The sequence below is a fragment of the Bacillus cereus group sp. MYBK108-1 genome (assembly GCF_051917185.1).
Taxonomy (GTDB): Bacteria; Bacillota; Bacilli; order Bacillales; family Bacillaceae_G; genus Bacillus_A; species Bacillus_A cereus.
Window position 1 is genome coordinate 159,312 of record NZ_JBQAHZ010000007.1, and the last position, 21,628, is coordinate 180,939.

A 21,628-nucleotide genomic window follows, 5' to 3' on the forward strand; every position below is an offset into this window, starting at 1 on the left:
TAAAAATAGCGCATGCTAGTCTTTTTATCGAGGAAGCTTAATTTGTTTATTTTCTCTTGATTCTTTGTATAAAACGATTGTGCTTCCAATTACTTGAACGATTTCAGCACGTGCACCTTTTGCAAGTTCTTCCGCAACCTCACGGCGATCAAATTCACAGTTTTGTAATACACTTACTTTAAATAACTCACGAGCTTCTAAAGTATCTGCGATTTGTTTAATCATATTTTCATTTACTCCGCCTTTTCCTACTTGAAAAATTGGTGTTAAATGATGTGCTTGTGCACGTAAAAATCTTTTTTGTTTTCCTGTTAACATATATGTTAGCCTCCAAGCTTTTCTATAACTAATTGTTTCATTCTCTCGATATTTGGCGTGCGTCCTGTCCACATTTCAAATGCAAGTGCTCCTTGATAAACAAACATATCAATACCATTTTGAATGATTGCACCTTGCTCTTTTGCCTCACATAAAATTTTCGTTTCAAATGGATTATAAATTATATCTGATACAATCGTTCCTTTTTTTAACGAACAAATTTGTAATGGCGTATGTTCTACGTGTGGATGCATACCTATCGTTGTCGTCTGAATGATAATATCATAATTTCCTTGTTCTTCTGTCGCTTTTTCTAACGACAAAGCAACAGAATTAACATCGGCCGTACGTGCAGCAATAAGTTCCTTTGCCTTATCTACTGTACGATTGGCTACATCAATCTCTTTTACACCTACATCAGCAAGAGAAAAATAAATAGCTCGGCTAGCACCACCTGAACCAAGTAACAAAATACGTTTCCCTTGAAGTGGTTCATTACTAATTGACTGCAGCGCTCGAACAAAACCAATCCCGTCTGTGTTATAGCCAATTAATCTTCCATCCTTATGAACCACTGTATTTACTGCACCGATTTTCCTTGCCAATGGGTCAATCTCATCCAAATACTCCATAATAGCAACCTTGTGCGGAGTTGTTACATTAAATCCTGAAATACCTAATGCTTTTAAACCTCTTACTGCTTCCCCTAGCAATTCCTCTTCAACAAGGAACGCATGATAATGGGCATCCATATTCAAGTGTTCAAATGCATCGTTATGCATAACGGGTGATAATGAATGTCCAATTGGATTTCCGATTACACCATATAATTGTTTCATAAATCCCTCTCCATATTAAATTAAAGATTTACGTAGTGAAACACTTACTCCTTTTGGTACGTGTGCAACAATTTTTGCTCCTGGTTCGTTCACAGTAACCCATCCTAATCCAGAGAATACAACATCCGTTTTAGGTTCACGAATATTAAATTCGTATTTCACTAGCTCAGGCATATTTGCTAATTCTTCTGGCGTTGGTGGGCTTAGTAAATCCCCGGCATGATTTTTATATAATTCATCTGCTTTCTCAAGCTTTGTACGATGGATTGTTAAGCGATTCGAGAAGTGACAAGTAAATGCACGACGACCACCACTTACATAATCAAAACGTGCCAATCCACTAAAGAATAACGTTTGTTCTTCATTTAATTGGAATACCATCGGCTTAATTTCTTTTGTTGGTGTAATAAGCTTTAAGCTTTGCTTTCCAACATAATGAGCCATTTGGTGGTGGTTAATAATACCTGGCGTATCATATAAAGAAGACTCTTCGTCCAATGGAATATCAATTAAATCAAGTGTTGTTCCTGGGAAATGAGATGTTGTAATTACATTTTCAGTCTCATCACTAAATTCTTTAATCATACGATTAATAAATGTCGATTTCCCTACATTCGTACATCCAACAACATAAACATCTTTGCCGCCGCGATAATACTCAATAGCATCTGCTAGTTCAGCGATTCCTTGTCCCTTCGCTGCACTAATTAAAAAGACATCTTCTGGTTTTAATCCTAGCTGCTTTGCACTATAGCGCATCCAATGTTTTACTTTATCATGTTTTACTGACTTTGGAATTAAATCAGCTTTATTTCCAACAAGTAATACTTTATTATTCCCTACGAAACGATGTAAGCCAGGTAACCAGCTACCATTAAAATCAAAAATATCTACAATTTTGACTACTAATGCATCTGATTTTCCAATTCCATTTAAAATGCGTAGGAAGTCATCATCTGTTAACGATACATCTTGAATTTCATTGTAATGCTTCAAGCGAAAACAACGTTGACAAATAACTTGTTCTTTCTCTAAAGATGAGGCAGGAGCATACCCCACTTCGTTTTTATTTTCTGTTTGAATTTCTACACCGCAACCAATACATTTAATTGTTTCAGTCAAACTTTATTCCTCCCAGTTAATTAAACCTTTTTTCTTCATATTTTTCATAATTCTTCGTTCAATTTTTCGATTAAAGCGCGTTACTAATCCGTCCGTTTGTGCTACCGGTACAACTAAAATTGTATGAAGGCCTACTCGGTTGCCACCAAGCACGTCCGTCAGTAACTGATCTCCAATTACTACAACTTCATCTGGCTGCAAACGCATCTCTTGTATCGCACGCTTAAATGCGCGAACAAATGGTTTACGTGCACTATGAATAAATGGAATACCTAATGGATCAGCAAAATCTTTTACACGTTGCTCATTATTATTTGAAACGACCGTTACTTGAATGCCTTGCTCTTTCATTTCCAAGAACCATTTTTCAAGTTGCGGTGTTGCATTGGGACGATCCCATTCAATTAAAGTGTTATCTAAGTCAGTAATAACGCCTTTAATCCCACGTTTTTTTAAATCTTCTGGTTGAACATGATATACATTTTTCACATATTCATTTGGTAAAAATAGTTTCAATTTCTTTCACCTCTTTGAGGATTTTTCATAAAATTTTTCGACAACATTTTTCGATATATAACCTGTGGATAAAATTGTACACATTTTCCACATTAATTTTTCAGTTAATTTGGAATTTACTAACAAACTATACACACTTTATCCACCTAGGTATGTGGATAACCACTCGTTTGTGACTGTCATATTTTTTTGGTACATTAAATGCATCAACGAATCAATCCTTATATTATTAGGAGGTGACTCACCTTGAAAACAAAACATATGGAACAGTTATCCACTGAGTTACTCACTGAGTCTTATTATAAAGCAAAAGAACTAAAATTAAATCCCGACTTCATTTTACTTATAAAACAAGAAATCATTAGACGCTCATTAGAGGACAAGCTTGTCAAATCATCTTGATTACATATAAAGTGAAAGTTTAATCAGCCCTTACCAATTAAACAGTTAAAGGATAATTTATTGGATGCCCTGTAAAAAGAGCCATCCTACGATGGCTCTCGAATAAACAAGTACTCCCATCTAGGGGATTTCATCATTAAGTATCTTTGCCCATAACTCTTACTTACGGTTATAAAAGCTTTTCTTTATTTATGAGCTAAGCGAGTAGCTATTTTTTGACCAAGACGAAGCTCTTGTCCACTCTTTAATTCCTGCACTACTTCTATCATATCTTTTTCAAACAATAACACAACTGTTGAACCAAATGTAAAGTATGCCATTTCTTCACCTTTTTGAACAGTGTCTCTCTCATGCAAAAGCTCAATACTATTAACAAACATGGCACCTACTTTTACAAGAGCCATATGCTCGCCATCACTGCTTACTTCTGTAACAGAACGATAATTTTTTGACAGTGGTTCTTTCCCGTATTCCATACCAGCTGCATTTACCGGATATGATTTTCTACCGAGTACAAATCTTTCAGTCACAGAACCAGAAAGCGGACTATGAATGCGATGATAATGACTTGGACTCAAATAAATTACCATATATGTACCGCCTGCATATCGCGTTGCACGTTCTTCATTACCTAGCATATCCACAATTGAATAGCGCTTTCCTTTAATATCAAATGTTTTTGTATCCTCAATAGGACCTTGATCTGCAAAAACACCATCAACAGGACTAACGATACTCGATGCATCTGTATCAATACTACGCTTTCCTTCTTTTAGCTTACGCGTAAATAATTCATGCAATGTTCTATATTCCTTCAAACCCTTTTCCATCTCATCTTGATTAATTTGAAAAACTTTCGCATACGATGGAATAATGATAGAGCTCAAACGAGATTGTGCAAATTTACGTAATATATAAGAAGTAAAGCGACCATTTGTAAGTTCTATCATAAGTCGATATAATGTACGTCGCAAATTGCGAAACCCCCTAATCAGTCTATAACTTTAGTTTTCCCTTCTTTTCTTTCTATATCATATGTAAAATTAGTTCTTATTCCCACATATCATATAAAGCAGCCTTATTATACATACAGAAAACTAAGTATGGTATTATTCTTAAATTATTTAGCACCTTCTAATATTACAGATAGAATCCGTCATTTTCAACAGTGAACATGTATTTCTTCTTAGCATAACGCGTTTTCTTTTCTTATTTACAATAAGAAAAGCAGCCCATTTTAAATATGGCTGCTTCTAATACACTTTACTCTTTCGCTTTTTTCTCTTTCTCTGCCCTTACAAACTCGTGGAACATTTTCATTAAAGCACGCTTTTCAATCCGTGATACGTAGCTTCTAGAAATACCAAGCGCCTTAGCGATTTCCCGCTGTGTTTTCTCCTTATCTAGCCCAAGTCCAAAACGTTTCACAATCACTTCTTTTTCTCTTTCGTCTAAAATATCGATATACTCTTTAATTTTTTCTAACTCCATACTAAGCTGAATCATATCAATTACATCTTCAGACTCTGATTTTAATATATCAATAAGCGATATTTCATTGCCCTCTTTATCTTGCCCGATCGGATCATGAAGTGAAACATCTTTTTTCGTTTTCTTTAGTACACGTAAATGCATCAAAATTTCATTTTCAATACAGCGTGCTGCATACGTCGCAAGCTTCGTTCCCTTTCCAGCAGAATAGCTCTCGATCGCTTTAATGAGCCCGATCGTACCAATTGAAATTAAATCTTCTGCATCTTCTCCTGTGTTCTCAAATTTTTTAACGATATGAGCTACAAGCCGTAAATTATGTTCAATTAAAAGATTTCTCGCTTGAGCATCACCTTGCTCCATTAACTCTAAGTACTTTCTCTCATCATCTGATGATAACGGCTGCGGGAACGCATTATTCTTCACATAAGAAACAAAGACAAACACTTCTCGAACCATATATCCAATTGCGGCGAATAGACTCAAACCTTTCACCTCCGCCAAAATAGTGGTCTTTATTATGTGTATGTGGGCGTGAGGTTGTTTGTGTCTGTACAGTTTATTTATAAAACTCAACACTTCCAACATTTAAAATAATTTATTGTTATATTATAATTATATAAAATTGTTATTTATATATGAATATGCTATTAAAGGGGACATTATTCATGATTACATTAGAACGATTATTAAATGTAACAATTTATTTAGGAGTATTTTTACTTTTCATTTCGTTCATTACTTTTGTTATTAAAAGAGGGCCTGATTTATTATTTTTTCAATTTGGAATTTCTTTATTTTTTGGAGCTCAAATTATAACTGGAATAAAATTTTTTCATAACTATGGTTTCTCGTTTCACTCAAAACTAGAACTACTTATCTTTATTTTCTATGTAATTGGAATTATTACATGTATACTATTGTTCTTTCATTTTCAAAATCTGTATCGAATTTTTTTATTAATTTGTAGTTTTTTATTTTTAACTGGATCCAATTATTACTTTAAAGAAACATTAAATTTTAGTAAAAAAATTCCAAAGCAACATAAAACTTTTTTAAGTACACAAGAAGACTCTTTTCCAAAAGAAGTCCGTAAATTTTCAGAGGATTACAATAACATAATAAGGAATGACTTTTATGAAATACCGATGATTCCTACTGAATTACAGATTACAAGCAAAAAAGATTCTTCCCATAGTACATCTTTCTTAGTTGAACTTCATAATAGCGAGAATGAAATTACTGATGACTCTGTACAATTAACTCCATCAGACCGTTTTTATGTGCTGTTAAATACACAAAAAACAAAAATATCAAAAATAGTATATGAAGGGCAGAATTTTTTCACATTTACAGTCACACTAAAGGCTCTTAATTTACAGCAAGAACCAGAAATTCATAATATGTTTTTAGAAATAGATAAACGTAGAGCGATAAATCTTCTTAATTTTGAAATTAAAGCCCATACTAAAGAATGGAAAGTAATATTTAAAAGTGATAGTTCTCATTCCAATCTTCCTATCACATTTACTTTTGAAAAGCGAACAGGCAAATTATAAAAATAAAAAGAGTTATTTTCTTTGAAAAATAACTCTTTTTATTTTACTTACTCCAAATCTTTCTCCCAGTTTGGGCATCAATATAACGAATTTCCCGACTACAATCAAAAGGTTCTTTATATTTTTCATCTGTCGTTTGTTTGTACAGTAGTTTGTATTTCGTTTCCTCTGCATCATGATCTACAAACCATTCTAATTTAACTCGGATAGCCTCTCTGTATATTTCTAACGCTTTTTCTTTTGTTACTTTTGGTGTTGTTTCATATGTAAGTAATTTTTTTATAAAGTTGCTAGACTCCCCCGAGTAGTGCATAACAGCACCATTTTCTGCATTGATGTTGATCATAAATTGGTTATACTCTGCCGGAATATCATTTATATATACAGAAAAGATAAATCTTTCAATCCCATCTTCTTCTGCTTCACGTTCCTCCCAAAGACGCAGATATTGTTTGATATCTGGAATAACTCGTTCTAAAAATTGAAGTGCTTTTTGTAAACATTCCTCTCTAGACAGTATTTGCTTTACTTCTTTATCATCTGTCAGTTTTATAAAACCAGTTAATTCATTGGTTAATTTATCAATTGTAACGCTAACTAAATTATTATATTTCAACATCGGTAAATGCTTGTTAAAGAATTCATTCATTAAATATGGATTCTTTTCTTCTTTCTGTTTTTGTAATTCCTCTTTCGGAACAAATTTCATCCTTATTTCATCATCATTTTCCGTCTCAGCTACTTTTGTAAAACCTTCTTTATTCCAGTCAAATAATTCGAATACGTCACCTCGTTGGCTACCCCTTTTTTGTTTTCTAACAGCCACTGTTGGCGGTAATTTATAATGATCTGGTCCAAATAAATCTTTACCTGTACTTGCATCAATAAATACATGACTAGGTTCTGGTACATACACAAGGTGGTACCCTTTTACTTCTTCTCCATTTTCATATTTACATAAAGAATGTGTTAAATCTACAAATACAAGCCTCATATCTTGTTTAGCCTTTAAGTTGTCTAAAACGATATTCTCCTCAACAATCTCACTTGGCCATAACGGCTTTTCTTTTATGCTTTCTCGTCCGTTATAATGAAAATTCACAACATTCCCTGAAGGATGCACTTGCACCACACATCCTGTATCCGGTAATGGATATCCATTTACTTCTTGCATATAATTTATTTCTTTCCAGCCACGCCAATCATCCTGGATAGTTACATATGTATAAAACTCTAATCCTTCTTCCACGTGTTTTTTTATAAATACATTTGCAATCTCTCTTACCCTATTCTCCTCTATAACTTCCTTATCACTCGAAAAATAATTTCCATCATCTATCCTAAATTCAATTAAATTACCAGTATGTCTATTCAATGTAATTTGTATCGTTCTCTCCTGATCCTCTTTATGCTCCCACCATAATAGATGATATGGGTCATCAACCCCTTCTTGATCATCTACAACAAGACTATATTCATCTGGAATGTTAATAATATGAGCCACTCGCTCTTTTCTTTCTTTATCTTTTTGATTCATCATACCGCTCCCTTTATTACATTTTAAGGTAATTATAGCAAAAAAACCAAGTAACTATAAAAAAAAGACTAGAGATATTTCTAGTCTTTTACTTCGTCTCACGATGTAACGTTACTCGCTTTAATCGTGGACAATATTTTTTTAGTTCGATGCGTTCTGGATTGTTTCGTTTATTTTTCTTAGAAATGTAATTACGATCGCCGCACTCCGTACAAGCTAATGTAATATTTACACGCATATTTAATTCTCCTTTCTTTCAAAGATCGCAACTAAAACGTAATGATTACGATTTATATATTATAAAACTTCATTCTATTTGTCAATTGCAAAAACAAGAAGATTCCATTTAGAATCCCCTTGTTTTTATAGTTAAATCAATTTTCTCCCGCATTAACGGGCAGTAAGACCCCCACTAATTAAAAGTTTCACTTTATTAAAACGATTCGTATGTAACAAATTCACTAATCGGCTTTCGATATCCTCGTGGGCGAGTTTTAGTCATATCACTTTTTCCTATCGTAATCATTAAAACAGGTACTATATGCTCCGGCATATTTAATTCACTTTGTACTGCTTTTTCATCGAAACCAATCATTGGACATGTATCATAGCCATAATATTTAGCTGCGTACATAAAAGTCATCGCGCTTAACGAAGCATTTCTAATCGCTTCATCCTCCATGAAACGCTCTCCTTTTCCTTCATATAAACCTTTCGTTTGCCTAATTGTATCTTCATATTCACATTCATCAATCATTTTTAAAACTTTCATACCGAAGTAAATATTTTCAACATTTTGGTATGCTTTTTTATCACCACAAACGAGCACTACCGCTGATGCACTCGATACTTTATATTGACCGAAAGCTAATTCTTTTAATCTTTCTTTTCGCTCTTGATCACGAATTACAACATAATGTGTGTGCTGCAAATTATAGCAAGATGGAGAAAGCTTAGTTAACTCAAATATTTTTTTAAAATCCTCATTAGGGATTTCTATACCTTGTATAAATTTCATTGCAGAACGTCTAGCAATTGCTAATTCTTCAAAGTTCACCATATATCCTCCTCAATAACTATAAATTCAAATATACATTAATTTATACAAATAGATAAATCAAATAAAAACACTTTAAATCCGAATAATAATTATGATTAACAGCAAAAAAGACAAAAAGCTGAAACAATTAGTTCATACGAAATTCACACGAATCTATTACTATAGAAACTGTACATAGTGAACTTATTAACAATCACGTTTATTTATATAAAATCTTACTCGAAAGGAGTTGAAAGTATGAAAACTAAATATCGCTTTATGATCTCATCATTTGCTGCTTGCGCTTATATGATTTGGTATTTAGTATAATAACGACCTCACTTGCAAATAGGAAAAGGTGTGTATATAAATGGAATATAATCAATCAACAGTTAACTACTGGAAAGCTTTTGTATTACCATATACATTTGCTTTAGAAGAGTTAAAAACTAAATTTGAAATTATGAACCGGGAAGCTCAATTTCTAGAGGATTACAACCCGTTTGAACATATAAAAACAAGACTAAAACAACCTGAAAGTATTATTAAAAAACTAGAGCGCAAAAGCTTATTACCAACAGTTGAAAACGCTCAAACACATTTACAAGATATTATTGGTATTCGTATTACATGTTGCTTCGTAGAAGATATCTATCATTTGAAAGAAGTCATTCAAAAACGCGAAGATATGGAAGTCATAGAAGTAAAAGATTATATCGCTAACCCAAAACGAAACGGATATAAAAGTTTACACATGATTATTAAATACCCTTTATCACTAAATTCTGGTACAAAAGATGTATTTGCAGAAATTCAGTTACGTACACTAGCAATGGACTTTTGGGCAAGTTTAGAACACAAACTTTATTATAAATATGAAGGGAAAATACCGGAGTATTTAAAAGATGAACTACATGATGCAGCAATGAAAGCTGAAGATCTTGATAATAAAATGGCCACAATCCGTCAAGATATTGATGATATTGAGGCATGCTCAAATCAAATTATGCTACCACTATAAAAAAAGGTTCTCGCCAATGAGAACCTTTTTTCTACCATTTTGGGAAGTACGACTCCTACACTTATTAAAGTTTCACGTTATTTTTTCTCTATTGTTCGAACCTCTTCAATCTTCCATTTATCCTCTTCTTTTCCAAGGGCATACTGTACTTTCTTTTGAAGAGTGATACTGTCGTCTACTTCCTTTTCTTTCGTTTCAACAATAACATACCCTACTTTACTAACTTTCATATCTATATGTTCCAATTCAATTTTCTTATTTCCCTTTTGAAATGCGGCTTCTTTTTGTGTTTTTAAGTCTTCAGCACTAGGCATCTTCTTTGAAAATAACTCCATATGTTCTGCAAGATTTTTTTCATTCGTCGTTCGCACAAATGTATGAATAACATCTTGAATAGATCTCTCTTCTTCTTTTGTTATTTGTACCTTTTCCTCAGTTTTTTTAGTAGTAAATTTTTGTTCTACATTATTCTCTTCTTGTTGACATCCAACTAGTAATACTACAAATACTAAAAGGAATCTTAATTTCCTAAATAAATTTTTCATATTCCCAACTCCTAAAAAGAAAAGTGAGGCATTTCGCCTCACTTTCGCTCTTAATTAGCGTCTTCCTTTATTCGGATCGCCGCCGCCAACAATATCAAAGACACGTTTCGCTATATTTGTATTCTCTTGAACGCCAGAGAACAAGTATTTACCTGGACCAAATGCATATACGTTCACATCTTCCCCTGTATGTCCACCCGTTGTCCAGCCTGTAACCGAGCGCTTATTGAAAATATCTTCAATTGCATTATCAATCTTTGTTACATCTTTTGAAGGAGCTATATCATTTACAGCTTGAATTTCTTCTGGAGTTAATTGTAAATCAATATACTTTTTCAATGTTTCTTCTACATTTGCACCTTTTGCAATCTCATTTGCCATAAAGTCTGGTGTACGCTTTGCAGCTTTAATTGGATCTACTTTAAAGTTATACTCGCCATTGGCACCTAAAGATAATCCACCAGTAGCGTGATCTGCCGTTGCAACAACTAACGTATTTTTATCTTTTTTCGCAAACTCAATCGCTGCTTTGAAAGCTTTTTCGAAGTCTTCCATTTCACTCATTGCACCAACAATATCATTATCATGTCCAGCCCAGTCGATTTGACTTCCTTCCACCATTAAGAAGAAACCATTTTTATTTTTGTTCAAACGCTCAATTGCTGCATTAGTCATTTCTTCTAATGAAGGTGTTTTCTCATTACGGTCAATCATTTTATCTAATCCACCTGGTGCAAATAAACCAAGAATTTGATCATTTTTATCATTTAACAATTGATCTCGATCCGTTACATAGCTATAACCAGATTTCTTGAACTCTTCTGTAAGATTACGATCTTTTCTAACAAAGTTCTTTACGCCGCCGCCAAGCATAACATCTACTTTATGCTTCCCTTTAATTTTCTCATCAAAATAATCATTTGCAATTGCGTCCATATTTTTACGGCTAATGTCATGCGCACCGAAAGCAGCTGGTGTTGCATGTGTAATTTCAGAAGTTGCAACGAGTCCCGTTGATTTCCCTTTTTCTTTCGCTTGCTCAAGAACTGTTTTCACTTCCGCTTTATCATTATCAACTGCAATTGCAGCATTATATGTTTTAATCCCTGCTGACATAGCTGTTGCTGCCGATGCAGAGTCTGTAATATTTTCATGTTCATCTTCTGGGTATGTTTTTTGTGTTCCTACAAGATGCTTATCAAATTCTGTAGATTCCATTTCAAAGGTTTTTGGATTATCTTTCATATAACGGTGAGCCGTCATATATGAAGGGCCCATACCATCCCCAATTAATACGATAACATTTTTAATCTTTGCATTGCTTCCGTTCTCATCTGCATTAACCTCACTAGAACGAGTAAAATTCCATGTTGCTACCGAAGTAACTGCTAATGATGCCACAACTGCAAATGGCCATGCTTTTTTCACAAACTTTTTCACTGTCTTGTCCCCCTAATTAGGTTATTCATTTCCCACTATCAAATTTAATGGAAGACTATTAAGAGAAAATTAGCTGTATGTAAATTTTTTGTTAACTTATGTAAATATCAGTTATAATTTGTATAACTTTGTCTTTTTGTATCAATCATCCCGCCCTTTACAATTTAAATATAAACAAGTTGGATTTCATTTAACGTAAATCTCTTTTTTTACATTTTGACTCTATTTTTATGAAAATAAATAGAAATGCGGTGAGCCTTTATGAAAATAGTAAAGCTAAATGAGTCTTTTATTTTTGAATTACTTAATCTTTGCAAATCTGTTGGATGGTTACACGATGAAATTTTTATGAAAAAACAATTCGAAATGTATCTTTCTATCGGCACACTTGTAGGTTACATTCATGAAAACAAACTCATTGCGACTGGAGGAGTATTTCCCTTTCCAAGTAACTTCGCTTCCATTGGTATGTTAATCGTTCACCCTAATTTTCAAGGACGCGGATTAGGGCGCATGTTGCTAAATCATTGCTTGGAACAAATTCATCCAAAACAACCCATTGCACTTATTGCGACAAAAGCTGGCGAACCTCTATACACATCATGTGGATTTCAAACAGCAACAACGATTCATCGTTTTGAAAAGCAGACTATTAAGACGTATCCTTCTCACTTACAACAAGTACAAGAAGAAGACCTTATATCTCTTACTTCTCTGGATCAAATTGCAACTGGTATGAATCGTTCTCTACTTTACTCTTTGCTATTACCAAGGGCCGTATACTCTTTTAAAATTGAAAGAAATAACTGTATAGAAGCTTTTTCATTATGCATACAAAAGGGCAATATATTATGTATCCATCCACTTATCGCCAAGCAAGAAGAAGATGCTATCCAATTATTAAAAAAGATATGTGAATGTTGGAATGGTATAGTACGAATTGATGTTCCACACTCACAATTTACATTTCGTCAATTTCTTCAAACAGAAAATTTCCAAGAAACGCTCCTTTCACCTCTTATGATAAAAAATGGTAGCCAACTTCCTGGAAATCGTAATATGCTATTTGCTATGATAGATACAGCGTTATGTTAGAAAGGAGACACCTAATTGAAGCGATTTAGCTATTTTATGGTAGGTTGTCTTACTCTTACACTATTAGTAGGATGTAGTGCAGCAGAAAAGCCAGTAGAACAAGTAAAACAAGTTAAAAATACAATTACAGCGAAACTAGCTACCGAGGAAAAAATGGTAGAAATAGATGGTCAAACCATTTACTTTAAAAAGATTGGTAATGAAAAACCACCTTTACTTATGATTCATGGCTTTGGAGGGTCATCAGATGGTTTTCAAAAGATTTACTCCGATTTAGCAAAAGATCATACAATTATTTCTGTAGATGCTTTAGGATTCGGGCGCTCATCTAAGCCAATGGATTTTTATTATTCTTTTCCAACTCATGCAAATTTGTATTATAAATTAATGAAAAAACTAGGGTATGATTCATTCGCAATACTGGGGCATTCCATGGGGGGAGAAATTTCTCTAAATTTAACATATTTATATCCTGAAGCAGTTACTCACCTTATTTTAACTGATGCTACAGGTGGCCCTCATACATTCGTTAATAAACAAGGCTCACCAAAACCACAATTGTCGACTGATTTAAATGCCGTTTCTTCTATTACAGATTATGATGAAAGCAAAGTGAAATTCAAACGTAATGATGAAGAGCATTATAATAAAATGAAATTATGGCCTAGACGTCTTAAAATTAATGCAAATGAAATAAAACAGCCAACTTTAATTATATGGGGCAGAAATGATAGTAGCGTTTCCTGGAAAGAAGGAGAAACGTATCATCAATTCTTAAAAAATAGCACTTTACATATTATTGAAAAAGGTTATCATGCACCATTTCGCCAAGAACCACAAGAATTTGTCGGGTATGTAAAAGATTTCTTTAAGAATAATCCGATTAAAGTTGAAAAATAACATAAACGGGTATCTCAAAATGAGATACCCGTTTTCATATATTAAGCAGCTTGCTTTTGGCGTTTTGGAGTTTTTGATCCTAATACTTTCGGGATAACGAAGCCATCCATTCCAAATTTCCCAGCGTTCATACCGGAAACAAGAACAAACATAGATAAGATAACCATCTCAGGGTTCACACCAATTGACCCACTAAACATATAGGAAAAGTTCATTACAAGACCAAAAAAGACCGCTGTTTTTGTTAAACAGCCTACAATTAAACCAATTCCGACTAAAATTTCTCCCCATGTTACAAGTGTATTAAACAAATCTACATTTTGAATTGCAAATTCTTGTAAGAATGATGCCCACCAAGATTGAACAGCCGGTTGTGCACCTTTAGATTTTTCAATTGCCCCTTGCAAATAACCTGTTGCATCGAATCCTTTTCCTTGTAGTTTACCGATTCCAGCCATTAACCATGTGTAACCAAGATATACTCGAATTACTGCTAATGCAAAAGAAACTGCTTTGTTTTCTCTTAAAAATTGAATAACCATATCTTCCTCCTAAAGTTGTAATTAAGTTAGTTACAGATAATATAATAGCATTAGTTACTTATTTTTCAAACGTTAATTATGAATAATCTGTGACATGCGTATGAAACATTAAAAACTAACGTTTATATAGTAACTTTTATTACCTGTAAAAACTTGAACATATCATACCACAAGTGATAACCATTTTCATTGAAAAAAAATGTAAAAAAAATGTGAGTTAAATGTGAAACACGTTTATTCGAATATAGAATAAACGTGTTTCACGCTAATTATAGAATCGAAATGTATGTGTCTCCTCATCAATTAAACTCGCTTCTTGAAAGGCTTCTTCTAACGTTTTCCCATGGTTAATAACCCCATAAAATAAGCGTATAGTAAACATAAGTGCTGCATTTCCATCTACATAATCAATCGATCCAATATATGATTTCGCACCACTATGTAAAAAAGATTTTGCTAGATTTTGCTCCCCTAACGTGCACCCGCTATTTACAATATGTGTATTATGCAATTTTGCATATTTATAAATTTCTTCTGTACCAAAATACCCTCTCGGTTCATCTTGTTCATATACTTCTTCGCCTAACTCTTCCATGACAAACTTCCCTTCTTCACCATGAAAGCAAAAAATAATATAATTAATATCGTTAAATAAGTTCTTTCCAGAAAGAACTTCCACAAAATCTTTCGGTCTACCAATCCAATATGTCACAACCCTTGCACCAAAATATTCAAGAGATGCTCGGATTGATTGCGCCTCTAAATCCGAATTAAAACCAACTACTAGTGCAACATTCAACATACACCCACCATCCTATAATTAGATCTCCTCAATCAAAATTTTAAGGGATACATCCATTTCATATATACCCGCTTCTTGCAAAAAATCAGATCTAGTTAAAACGACTTTCTGTAAATATTGCCTATATGCTGTAATTGTCCCGTCGTGAGATACAATGCAAATTCTTTCAGCGCCTAGCTCACAACACCAAAGAAGAAATTCATCTACGATTTGCTGAAAACGATTCTCTGAAATAGTATTTATACCTTCCGTCCATAGCTGTTTATTTGTACTTTTCTCTATCGAAAAATGTGGAAGTAAATTTGTTATTACCCCCTGATCTACTATGTGGTCACATGGTAATGTTTTTGCTCCTTCTCGATAAGGAAAAATACGCGGAGATACATATGGATGAACGATTTTTTGACAAGCAACTTTCGCACTCCATATTGTCGCCGTTTGCAAAGTTCTAAGTGTAGGACTAGCAATTAATATATCCGCCTCTTGTAATGGCACATTGCATTGAAGTAATTTAGCCTGATTCCTTCCTTCATCCGTCAATGGCGGATGAAGCACTTTTAAACTTGATGGCAAATCCCTTGTATGTTCTCCTTCCCCGTGCCGAACAAAGACGATTTTCATCCCCTTCCTCCTCTCATTATGAAATCCTCTTACATATTTCTTCCCTATCTCATACTTTATTCCTGCTATATGAAAACCAATATGTAAAAAACATTTGACATGAAACTTTGTAAAATATTACAATATTCTATGTAAAAAACTTTTTACATAGAAAGGAGAATTACATATATGAAATGGATAATTGTCTTTATTGGAATGATTGTATGGGGATATATAAACGGCTTCTTTAGTAGTGATAAAACTGCTAATCCTTGGATTACAGATGATGAACGTGAAACAAAAATTAAGCAAAAAGCAATTACGGCAAGCTGGTCCGGTGTTTTTATGTTTTGTACCATTAGCCTCTTAAATAAATGGTTAGGTTTAAGCACAAACGATAAATCACCGTACTTACCAGACACTATCGCAGCTATTTTAAAAGAAAATGTAGAGTTACAAGTTTTACTCATGCTATTTGTTATGTATGGAATATTTTACTTACATTATCGAAGAAAATTAAGTGCCTAACTTCTAACTCATGATTATCCTCCTAAATGGTTATAGTAATCATGACAAAATGAAAGGAGAGATATAAACATGAGTAACTCGAATGAATTTTTAGATACACTACATGAAAAACAAGCAAAAGATGAACAAAATAGAAAGCGCCAAGGGAACGGAAACCCAGCGAAAAAAAAGCCAAATAAAACACATAAATAACAGTAAAAAACTGCCTAAAACAATCTTTTAGGCAGTTTTTTATTCTTCTTTCACCGAGATAACATTTTCCCAATTCCATTTCTCATAATACCACTCTGGTACATCTACATTTTCAATCCACTTCTTTTCATGTTTTCCATCACTATGAGCTATCCATATATCAGCTTTCTTACGATCTGAACGTATCCATATTAATTGATTGCTCTTCTTCATGAAAATTGGATGATAATCGCCTTGCTTATTAGATGACTTTGTAATTTGATATTGTTTATCGCTTGTGCTATTTATCTCATATAAAGATGGGAATGGCCTTTTTTCTGGCAGAGTTTCAAACCCTCCCTCTTTTGCTCGTGAAACGATAATTACATTATTGTTCTTCCATGTAAAATCCCAATCCACATATCCTTTCGGCGTAAATGTTTGCTGCTGGAGTACTGGCAGTTCTTTTATTTTTAAATGTTTATTCTCTAATGCAACTCTCCCGCTTCCTTCAATATAAGCCAATATGTTTTTTGATGGCGCCCATTTGAACCATTCTGTATTTAATAGCATTTGATCTACTATTTCAAACCGACTACCATCTGCTCGAACTAAGCAAAGCGTATTACTATCAGCTGACCATGAAGCTGTCGGTACCGCTAAAAATGAAATCCACTTTTGATCTGGTGACCACTTAAAGCCACTTGCTACTAGCGCTAGAAAATCATCATGTTCATTTGGCAATGCATACAAATGCTTCATTTTGTGAGGATTCATATGTGCATCTTTTTGCACTTCATATAGCTGAGCCCCTGTCCATCCTGTTGGAAGTAAGTGCGCTTCAGAGGATACAAGAAAGTTCTTTCCATCAGGATACCATGCATAATCTCCCACACCAGCCGATACATTTTCAAAATCTGCATTCTTTTTTTCTACATCAAATGTATTCAATGTACCTGTAAATATAAATGCAATTATATTTTCTGTTGGTGACCATTGATAATTCGATGCTTCTGAGTGAAACGGCGTAACTTTCTTTCCATCTTTCAGCCGATATAACTCAAGAATATTTTGTTTCTCCCCTTTTACATATGCCAGCCATTCTCCATCATGTGACCACTTTGGCCCTGTTATGTTCTCTCCTTTTGTAAGTTGTTTTTCTTTCCCATCAACTTTAATCCAAAGGTTATGATGACGAATAAAAGCAACTTTCACACTATTATTTTCTGCGCTAGTAATAGCGATAGAACATAAAAACATAAACAACACTACACTACCACTTACTATTAGCCTTTTCATACCATCACTCCATTTCCCTCATAGCATTCCTCACTTTCTTCCTACAATATGTGAAAAATATCGATTCGACATAATCAGAAAAAATTCCCCAAGAAATTTTCAATTCATAGAGGATTGGTATGAATTATGTCGAAAGTATAGTTTAGCCAACATTTATATTTATAAGTTCTAACTAAAATGTAAGATTACATTTCTGAATATTGGCACTTTTTATTAGGGGGAGTATCAATGAAAAAAACTACATCTACACTATTAAGCATGGCGCTTGTCTTTTCTAGTTTTGGAGCTTTAAGTGCTCATGCTGAATCACTACAAAAGGAGAAGCAATTTAGTCCACAATTAAAAACAACGATTGAACAGTGGGGAGAACATAAAATCGCTCAAAATGTTGAAACGAAAACAACAAAAGAAATATCAGTAATTGTAGAATTACAACATGCACCTCTCGCTGCTCAAAGTAATATTCAGCATGCTCCAGATTTACAAAATAGTAATGCACAGTCTTATCATGCTGAGCTCAAAAAAGCACAAGAAGATACGACTAAGAAAATAAAAGAAAAAGCACCTGGTGCAAAAATTAAAGAAGTGTATAATACGTTATTTTCCGGATTCTCTATTTCAATTCCTGGAGATCAAATTACCTCTCTTGCCTCTTTACCTGAAGTAAAAGCAGTCTATCCGAACTTAACATATAAATTGCATGAAACATCAAAAAGTGCTACTAACGAAGAAGCACCAAATATCGGTGGACCGACAATTGGTGCACCTGAAGCGTGGAATTTAAAAGATCCATTTGGCAAACCGCTTGATGGAAAAAGCATGAAAGTAGCCATTATCGACTCTGGCGTAGACTATACACACCCTGACCTAAAGGCAAATTATATCGGTGGATATGACACGGTTGATGAAGATAACGATCCAATGGATGGTAACGTACATGGTACTCATGTAGCTGGAATTATTGCGGGTAACGGAAAAATTAAAGGCGTTGCTCCAAACGCTTCTATTCTAGCCTATCGTGTAATGAATGACGGTGGCACTGGTACAACAGATGATATTATCCAAGGAATTGAGCGAGCAATTCAAGATGGTGCGGATGTGTTAAACCTCTCCCTTGGGCAGGATTTAAATGTACCTGATCAGCCTGTAACATTAACGTTAGAACGGGCAGCGAAACTTGGTGTTACTGCTGTCGTTTCAAATGGAAATGACGGACCAAAACCTTGGTCTGTTGATGCTCCCGGTAACGCAAGTAGTGTCATTTCTGTTGGAGCATCTACGGTTTCTATCCCGTTTCCAACATTCCAAGTAACTGGTTCCAGCAAAACATATCAAGGGTTACCATTATCAAAATCCGATTTTCCAATAGGAAATGATTCTCCTCTTGTATATGTTGGTTATGGCAATCCAAGTGATTATGCAAAACAAGATGTGAAAGGGAAATTCGCACTTATTTTACAAGGTACTTCTAGTACATTAGTAAAAGCAGAACAAGCGAAGCAAGCTGGTGCACTTGGTGTGTTATTAATCTCTAGCGAAAAAGAAATTAATATGATGCCGGAATATTTTTCACGTGAACATCTAGCTGTCCCAGTAATGCAATTATCAAACACAAATGGGGAAGAATTAAAAACTTTAATTACAAAACGAAAGAAAAATATAAAAATTGGACAACCAAAGCAAACAGAACTTATCGGTAACTTTAGTTCAAGAGGACCATCACAAGGAAGTTGGCTAATAAAGCCTGATGTTGTTGCACCTGGAGTACAAATTACTAGTACAGTACCGCGAGGCGGCTATGAATCGCATAACGGAACAAGTATGGCTGCTCCGCAAGTAGCTGGAGCGGTTGCCCTCTTGCGTCAAATGCATCCTGATTGGACGACAGAACAATTGAAAGCGGCTCTTGCCAACAATGCCAAAACATTACATGATGTCAATGAAAATGCATACCCTGTTATGGCACAAGGATCTGGTTTAATTAACATTCCGAAAGCAGCTCAAACAAATGTATTAGTAAAACCTAACAATGTCAGCTTCGGTCTTATTAAGCCCAATAGCGGAAAAGTAAAACTGACGCAAAATGTTACATTACAAAACCTTTCTAGTAAAAAGAAAAGTTTTTCAACTCGTGTGGAATTACTAGATGCAAACACAAACACAAAAGTAAGAGCTTCTGTCCCTTCATCGATTAGCATACAACCAAATAGTAGTACCGAAAAACCATTTACTATCAATGTAGATAGCTCACTACCACAAGGTGTGTATACTGGAAATGTATATGTAAAAGAACAAGGGGCAAAAGAAGAAATTCGAATTCCATTCACATTTAGTATCGATCCTAAAGATTATAAACGTATCGATGGACTTGAAATTATTAATTCTACTTTTAGCCCAAATGGCGACCACGTACTAGATGATAATCTCATCAACTACTATTTAGTTGCGCCTGTGGATGATGTCACATTGCATGCAAATTTAGTTACGAAAGAACGTGTAACGTATCAAGGGATTATCCATCAAGCTAAAAATGCAACTCCTGGATACAAACCTTTCAAATGGAATGGTACAAAAGCCGATGGCACTCCTTTAGCTGACGGGCTATATCAAATCGAAGCAGTTGCTTCTAATTCTGGCGGAGAAACAAAACAAACAGCTGCTGTATTTCTTGATCGAACTGCACCTAAGTTAACATACGAAGTTGACCAAGAAAATCTCGTAATTAAAGGAAAAGTTGATGATATTCTACTAGATTGGATGTCAGAATCTGGTTGGATAGCACCTGGTATTCCAGTGAGAATGCAATATGAAATTAATGGAAATGGTGTATGGGACCAGGCATTCCTGAACCCTTGGGAGAAAAGCTATGACATTTATTTCGATCGTACTCAATTACAAGAAGGAAAAAATACTATTCACATTGTAGCAACTGATGCAGCTGGCAATACCTCTAATTTAACTGTTAATTTAGAAGTGAAATAAAGTGAAACTTTAATCAGTGGAGATTTCGTTCATCCCCACTGATTATTAGCCTTCACCAATCGGGAGTTACGGGCAGTTAATCTCCCCTCTCACTTCTTTACTCCAACCGAATTTTGAGGTAGGAATTTTACTGCTCATTAACACGGGATAAAAAATTTTTGTTGACAATTTTTTTAATATAGTTTTATAATACAAAACATAGTTTAGTTGAACGAATTATATATCGGCTTTGAAGGAATACTAGTAGCGACTTATATCACTGTCTCAGAGAACTGATGGTTGGTGCGAATCAGTACATATACAAGCGTGAATTACAATTCTGGAGCTTCTTTCCCGTAATGCTTTTTATGCATGAAGAGAAAGACGGATCTTTCCGTTATCGTAAAGTGAGTGGTAAACAATTAGTTGTTTACAAATAGGGTGGTACCGCGATTTTTATCGTCCCTATCGGATTTTCCGATAGGGACTTTTTTGCGTCCATCCTCTTACACAATTTCATATATACGCGTTGAAAGAATCGCAGTAGTATCTTATATCCCTGTTACAGAGAGCTAATGGTCGGTGGAAATTAGCACATATATAAGTATGAATTACAATTCTGGAGCTTCTTTTTCGTAGTGCTTTTATGCATGAAGGAAAAGACGGAATTTTTCCGTTATCATTAATTGAGATGTAAGTATATTTTCACTTACAAATAGGGTGGTACCGCGATTCTTTCGCCCCTATCGGACTTTCCGATAGGGGCTTTTTCTATTTCTCACAGAAACAGATGTTAAATAATTCCGAATCTTATGATAAAATTTTATAAGCGCTTACAAAAATGAAAGGAGGTGATACAAGCTATACGAAATCGATATTCAATTTTATTGAAAAAAAGGAG

Annotated in this window: 23 protein-coding genes and 2 other annotated features; of the genes, 8 read left to right on the forward strand and 15 right to left on the reverse strand. The window is 34.2% G+C overall.

The features are described from left to right. Positions 1-24: 24 nt before the first annotated feature. The 4 genes from yhbY to ACTFSL_RS13125 are packed head-to-tail and all read right to left on the reverse strand — an operon-like array spanning position 25 to position 2,795. Entirely contained in the window at positions 25-318 is a 294-nt protein-coding gene (gene yhbY / locus ACTFSL_RS13110) for a ribosome assembly RNA-binding protein YhbY (RefSeq protein ID WP_000955224.1), read from the reverse strand. A gap of 5 nt (positions 319-323) precedes the next feature. Beyond that, on the reverse strand, positions 324-1,157 hold the full coding sequence (aroE, locus tag ACTFSL_RS13115; protein WP_000812076.1) for a shikimate dehydrogenase: 834 nt from the start codon (positions 1,155-1,157) through the stop codon (positions 324-326). A 15-nt stretch (positions 1,158-1,172) separates the two neighbouring features. Then, entirely contained in the window at positions 1,173-2,279 is a 1,107-nt protein-coding gene (gene yqeH / locus ACTFSL_RS13120; protein WP_000140799.1) for a ribosome biogenesis GTPase YqeH, read from the reverse strand. Positions 2,280-2,282: 3 nt separating this feature from the next. After that, positions 2,283-2,795: a YqeG family HAD IIIA-type phosphatase gene (locus ACTFSL_RS13125; protein ID WP_000765314.1), complete on the reverse strand. Its 513-nt coding sequence runs from the start codon at positions 2,793-2,795 to the stop codon at positions 2,283-2,285. A 246-nt stretch (positions 2,796-3,041) separates the two neighbouring features. Here ACTFSL_RS13125 and ACTFSL_RS13130 point away from each other — a divergent pair, with 246 nt between their 5' ends. Continuing rightward, positions 3,042-3,197 (forward strand): sporulation histidine kinase inhibitor Sda, encoded by a 156-nt coding sequence (locus tag ACTFSL_RS13130; RefSeq protein ID WP_000850094.1) that lies wholly within the window; start codon positions 3,042-3,044, stop codon positions 3,195-3,197. 185 nt (positions 3,198-3,382) lie between these two features. Here the strand turns inward: ACTFSL_RS13130 and ACTFSL_RS13135 are convergent, their stop codons facing one another. Together ACTFSL_RS13135 and sigK are read right to left on the reverse strand one after the other, a co-directional pair. Further along, a complete protein-coding gene (locus tag ACTFSL_RS13135) occupies positions 3,383-4,171 on the reverse strand; it encodes a phosphatidylserine decarboxylase (protein WP_001255003.1) in 789 nt (262 codons plus the stop codon). A 289-nt stretch (positions 4,172-4,460) separates the two neighbouring features. Further along, positions 4,461-5,174, reverse strand: coding sequence for an RNA polymerase sporulation sigma factor SigK (gene sigK / locus ACTFSL_RS13140; protein WP_000051382.1), 714 nt, complete (start codon positions 5,172-5,174; stop codon positions 4,461-4,463). Between the two features lie 152 nt (positions 5,175-5,326). On the opposite strand from sigK, the gene ACTFSL_RS13145 reads away from it, so the two are divergent. After that, positions 5,327-6,247, forward strand: coding sequence for a hypothetical protein (locus ACTFSL_RS13145; protein WP_002198192.1), 921 nt, complete (start codon positions 5,327-5,329; stop codon positions 6,245-6,247). Between the two features lie 43 nt (positions 6,248-6,290). Here ACTFSL_RS13145 and ACTFSL_RS13150 read toward each other — a convergent pair whose 3' ends face one another. From ACTFSL_RS13150 to ACTFSL_RS13160, 3 genes are all read right to left on the reverse strand, one after another. Next, a complete protein-coding gene (locus ACTFSL_RS13150; RefSeq protein WP_440041823.1) occupies positions 6,291-7,787 on the reverse strand; it encodes a YcdB/YcdC domain-containing protein in 1,497 nt (498 codons plus the stop codon). 85 nt (positions 7,788-7,872) lie between these two features. Then, complete coding sequence (rpmG, locus tag ACTFSL_RS13155) at positions 7,873-8,022, reverse strand: 50S ribosomal protein L33 (RefSeq protein WP_001265617.1); 150 nt, start codon at positions 8,020-8,022, stop codon at positions 7,873-7,875. A gap of 195 nt (positions 8,023-8,217) precedes the next feature. Beyond that, on the reverse strand, positions 8,218-8,844 hold the full coding sequence (locus ACTFSL_RS13160; RefSeq protein WP_000245983.1) for a nitroreductase family protein: 627 nt from the start codon (positions 8,842-8,844) through the stop codon (positions 8,218-8,220). Positions 8,845-9,193: 349 nt separating this feature from the next. Between ACTFSL_RS13160 and ACTFSL_RS13165 the strand changes: the two genes are divergently transcribed. Next, positions 9,194-9,844 (forward strand): GTP pyrophosphokinase, encoded by a 651-nt coding sequence (locus tag ACTFSL_RS13165; RefSeq protein WP_000456230.1) that lies wholly within the window; start codon positions 9,194-9,196, stop codon positions 9,842-9,844. Positions 9,845-9,921: 77 nt separating this feature from the next. Here the strand turns inward: ACTFSL_RS13165 and ACTFSL_RS13170 are convergent, their stop codons facing one another. Together ACTFSL_RS13170 and ACTFSL_RS13175 are read right to left on the reverse strand one after the other, a co-directional pair. Then, positions 9,922-10,389, reverse strand: coding sequence for a hypothetical protein (locus ACTFSL_RS13170; protein ID WP_440041824.1), 468 nt, complete (start codon positions 10,387-10,389; stop codon positions 9,922-9,924). Between the two features lie 54 nt (positions 10,390-10,443). After that, positions 10,444-11,829, reverse strand: a complete 1,386-nt coding sequence (locus ACTFSL_RS13175) for an alkaline phosphatase (RefSeq protein ID WP_000714912.1) — start codon at positions 11,827-11,829, stop codon at positions 10,444-10,446. Positions 11,830-12,090: 261 nt separating this feature from the next. Between ACTFSL_RS13175 and ACTFSL_RS13180 the strand changes: the two genes are divergently transcribed. Both ACTFSL_RS13180 and ACTFSL_RS13185 read left to right on the forward strand, forming a co-directional pair. Further along, positions 12,091-12,924, forward strand: a complete 834-nt coding sequence (locus tag ACTFSL_RS13180) for a GNAT family N-acetyltransferase (RefSeq protein ID WP_440041826.1) — start codon at positions 12,091-12,093, stop codon at positions 12,922-12,924. Positions 12,925-12,939: 15 nt separating this feature from the next. Then, a complete protein-coding gene (locus ACTFSL_RS13185; RefSeq protein WP_000819810.1) occupies positions 12,940-13,824 on the forward strand; it encodes an alpha/beta fold hydrolase in 885 nt (294 codons plus the stop codon). 41 nt (positions 13,825-13,865) lie between these two features. Here the strand turns inward: ACTFSL_RS13185 and ACTFSL_RS13190 are convergent, their stop codons facing one another. From ACTFSL_RS13190 to ACTFSL_RS13200, 3 genes are all read right to left on the reverse strand, one after another. Beyond that, entirely contained in the window at positions 13,866-14,366 is a 501-nt protein-coding gene (locus ACTFSL_RS13190) for a DoxX family protein (protein WP_440041827.1), read from the reverse strand. 265 nt (positions 14,367-14,631) lie between these two features. Next, complete coding sequence (locus ACTFSL_RS13195) at positions 14,632-15,168, reverse strand: hypothetical protein (protein WP_000935633.1); 537 nt, start codon at positions 15,166-15,168, stop codon at positions 14,632-14,634. A gap of 18 nt (positions 15,169-15,186) precedes the next feature. Further along, a complete protein-coding gene (locus ACTFSL_RS13200; protein WP_440041829.1) occupies positions 15,187-15,789 on the reverse strand; it encodes a histidine phosphatase family protein in 603 nt (200 codons plus the stop codon). A gap of 168 nt (positions 15,790-15,957) precedes the next feature. On the opposite strand from ACTFSL_RS13200, the gene ACTFSL_RS13205 reads away from it, so the two are divergent. Together ACTFSL_RS13205 and ACTFSL_RS13210 are read left to right on the forward strand one after the other, a co-directional pair. Beyond that, entirely contained in the window at positions 15,958-16,296 is a 339-nt protein-coding gene (locus tag ACTFSL_RS13205) for a hypothetical protein (protein WP_000871150.1), read from the forward strand. Between the two features lie 69 nt (positions 16,297-16,365). After that, entirely contained in the window at positions 16,366-16,488 is a 123-nt protein-coding gene (locus ACTFSL_RS13210; protein ID WP_000071866.1) for a DUF4023 domain-containing protein, read from the forward strand. Between the two features lie 39 nt (positions 16,489-16,527). Here the strand turns inward: ACTFSL_RS13210 and ACTFSL_RS13215 are convergent, their stop codons facing one another. Then, positions 16,528-17,766: a TolB family protein gene (locus ACTFSL_RS13215; protein ID WP_440041830.1), complete on the reverse strand. Its 1,239-nt coding sequence runs from the start codon at positions 17,764-17,766 to the stop codon at positions 16,528-16,530. A gap of 228 nt (positions 17,767-17,994) precedes the next feature. On the opposite strand from ACTFSL_RS13215, the gene ACTFSL_RS13220 reads away from it, so the two are divergent. After that, a complete protein-coding gene (locus tag ACTFSL_RS13220) occupies positions 17,995-20,748 on the forward strand; it encodes a S8 family peptidase (RefSeq protein ID WP_440041831.1) in 2,754 nt (917 codons plus the stop codon). A 220-nt stretch (positions 20,749-20,968) separates the two neighbouring features. After that, positions 20,969-21,197: a binding site (T-box leader), on the forward strand. Between the two features lie 50 nt (positions 21,198-21,247). After that, positions 21,248-21,475: a binding site (T-box leader), on the forward strand. Positions 21,476-21,628: the final 153 nt, after the last annotated feature.

Bases quoted from the DNA above. Each gene is read 5' to 3' on its own strand.
- yhbY (WP_000955224.1), bottom strand. From the start codon at position 318: ATGTTAACAGGAAAACAAAAAAGATTTTTACGTGCACAAGCACATCAT.
- aroE (WP_000812076.1), bottom strand. From the start codon at position 1,157: ATGAAACAATTATATGGTGTAATCGGAAATCCAATTGGACATTCATTA.
- ACTFSL_RS13145 (WP_002198192.1), top strand. From the start codon at position 5,327: ATGAATATGCTATTAAAGGGGACATTATTCATGATTACATTAGAACGA.
- ACTFSL_RS13150 (WP_440041823.1), bottom strand. From the start codon at position 7,787: ATGATGAATCAAAAAGATAAAGAAAGAAAAGAGCGAGTGGCTCATATT.
- rpmG (WP_001265617.1), bottom strand. From the start codon at position 8,022: ATGCGTGTAAATATTACATTAGCTTGTACGGAGTGCGGCGATCGTAAT.
- ACTFSL_RS13160 (WP_000245983.1), bottom strand. From the start codon at position 8,844: ATGGTGAACTTTGAAGAATTAGCAATTGCTAGACGTTCTGCAATGAAA.
- ACTFSL_RS13165 (WP_000456230.1), top strand. From the start codon at position 9,194: ATGGAATATAATCAATCAACAGTTAACTACTGGAAAGCTTTTGTATTA.
- ACTFSL_RS13170 (WP_440041824.1), bottom strand. From the start codon at position 10,389: ATGAAAAATTTATTTAGGAAATTAAGATTCCTTTTAGTATTTGTAGTA.
- ACTFSL_RS13180 (WP_440041826.1), top strand. From the start codon at position 12,091: ATGAAAATAGTAAAGCTAAATGAGTCTTTTATTTTTGAATTACTTAAT.
- ACTFSL_RS13190 (WP_440041827.1), bottom strand. From the start codon at position 14,366: ATGGTTATTCAATTTTTAAGAGAAAACAAAGCAGTTTCTTTTGCATTA.
- ACTFSL_RS13195 (WP_000935633.1), bottom strand. From the start codon at position 15,168: ATGTTGAATGTTGCACTAGTAGTTGGTTTTAATTCGGATTTAGAGGCG.
- ACTFSL_RS13200 (WP_440041829.1), bottom strand. From the start codon at position 15,789: ATGAAAATCGTCTTTGTTCGGCACGGGGAAGGAGAACATACAAGGGAT.
- ACTFSL_RS13205 (WP_000871150.1), top strand. From the start codon at position 15,958: ATGAAATGGATAATTGTCTTTATTGGAATGATTGTATGGGGATATATA.
- ACTFSL_RS13210 (WP_000071866.1), top strand. From the start codon at position 16,366: ATGAGTAACTCGAATGAATTTTTAGATACACTACATGAAAAACAAGCA.
- ACTFSL_RS13215 (WP_440041830.1), bottom strand. From the start codon at position 17,766: ATGAAAAGGCTAATAGTAAGTGGTAGTGTAGTGTTGTTTATGTTTTTA.
- ACTFSL_RS13220 (WP_440041831.1), top strand. From the start codon at position 17,995: ATGAAAAAAACTACATCTACACTATTAAGCATGGCGCTTGTCTTTTCT.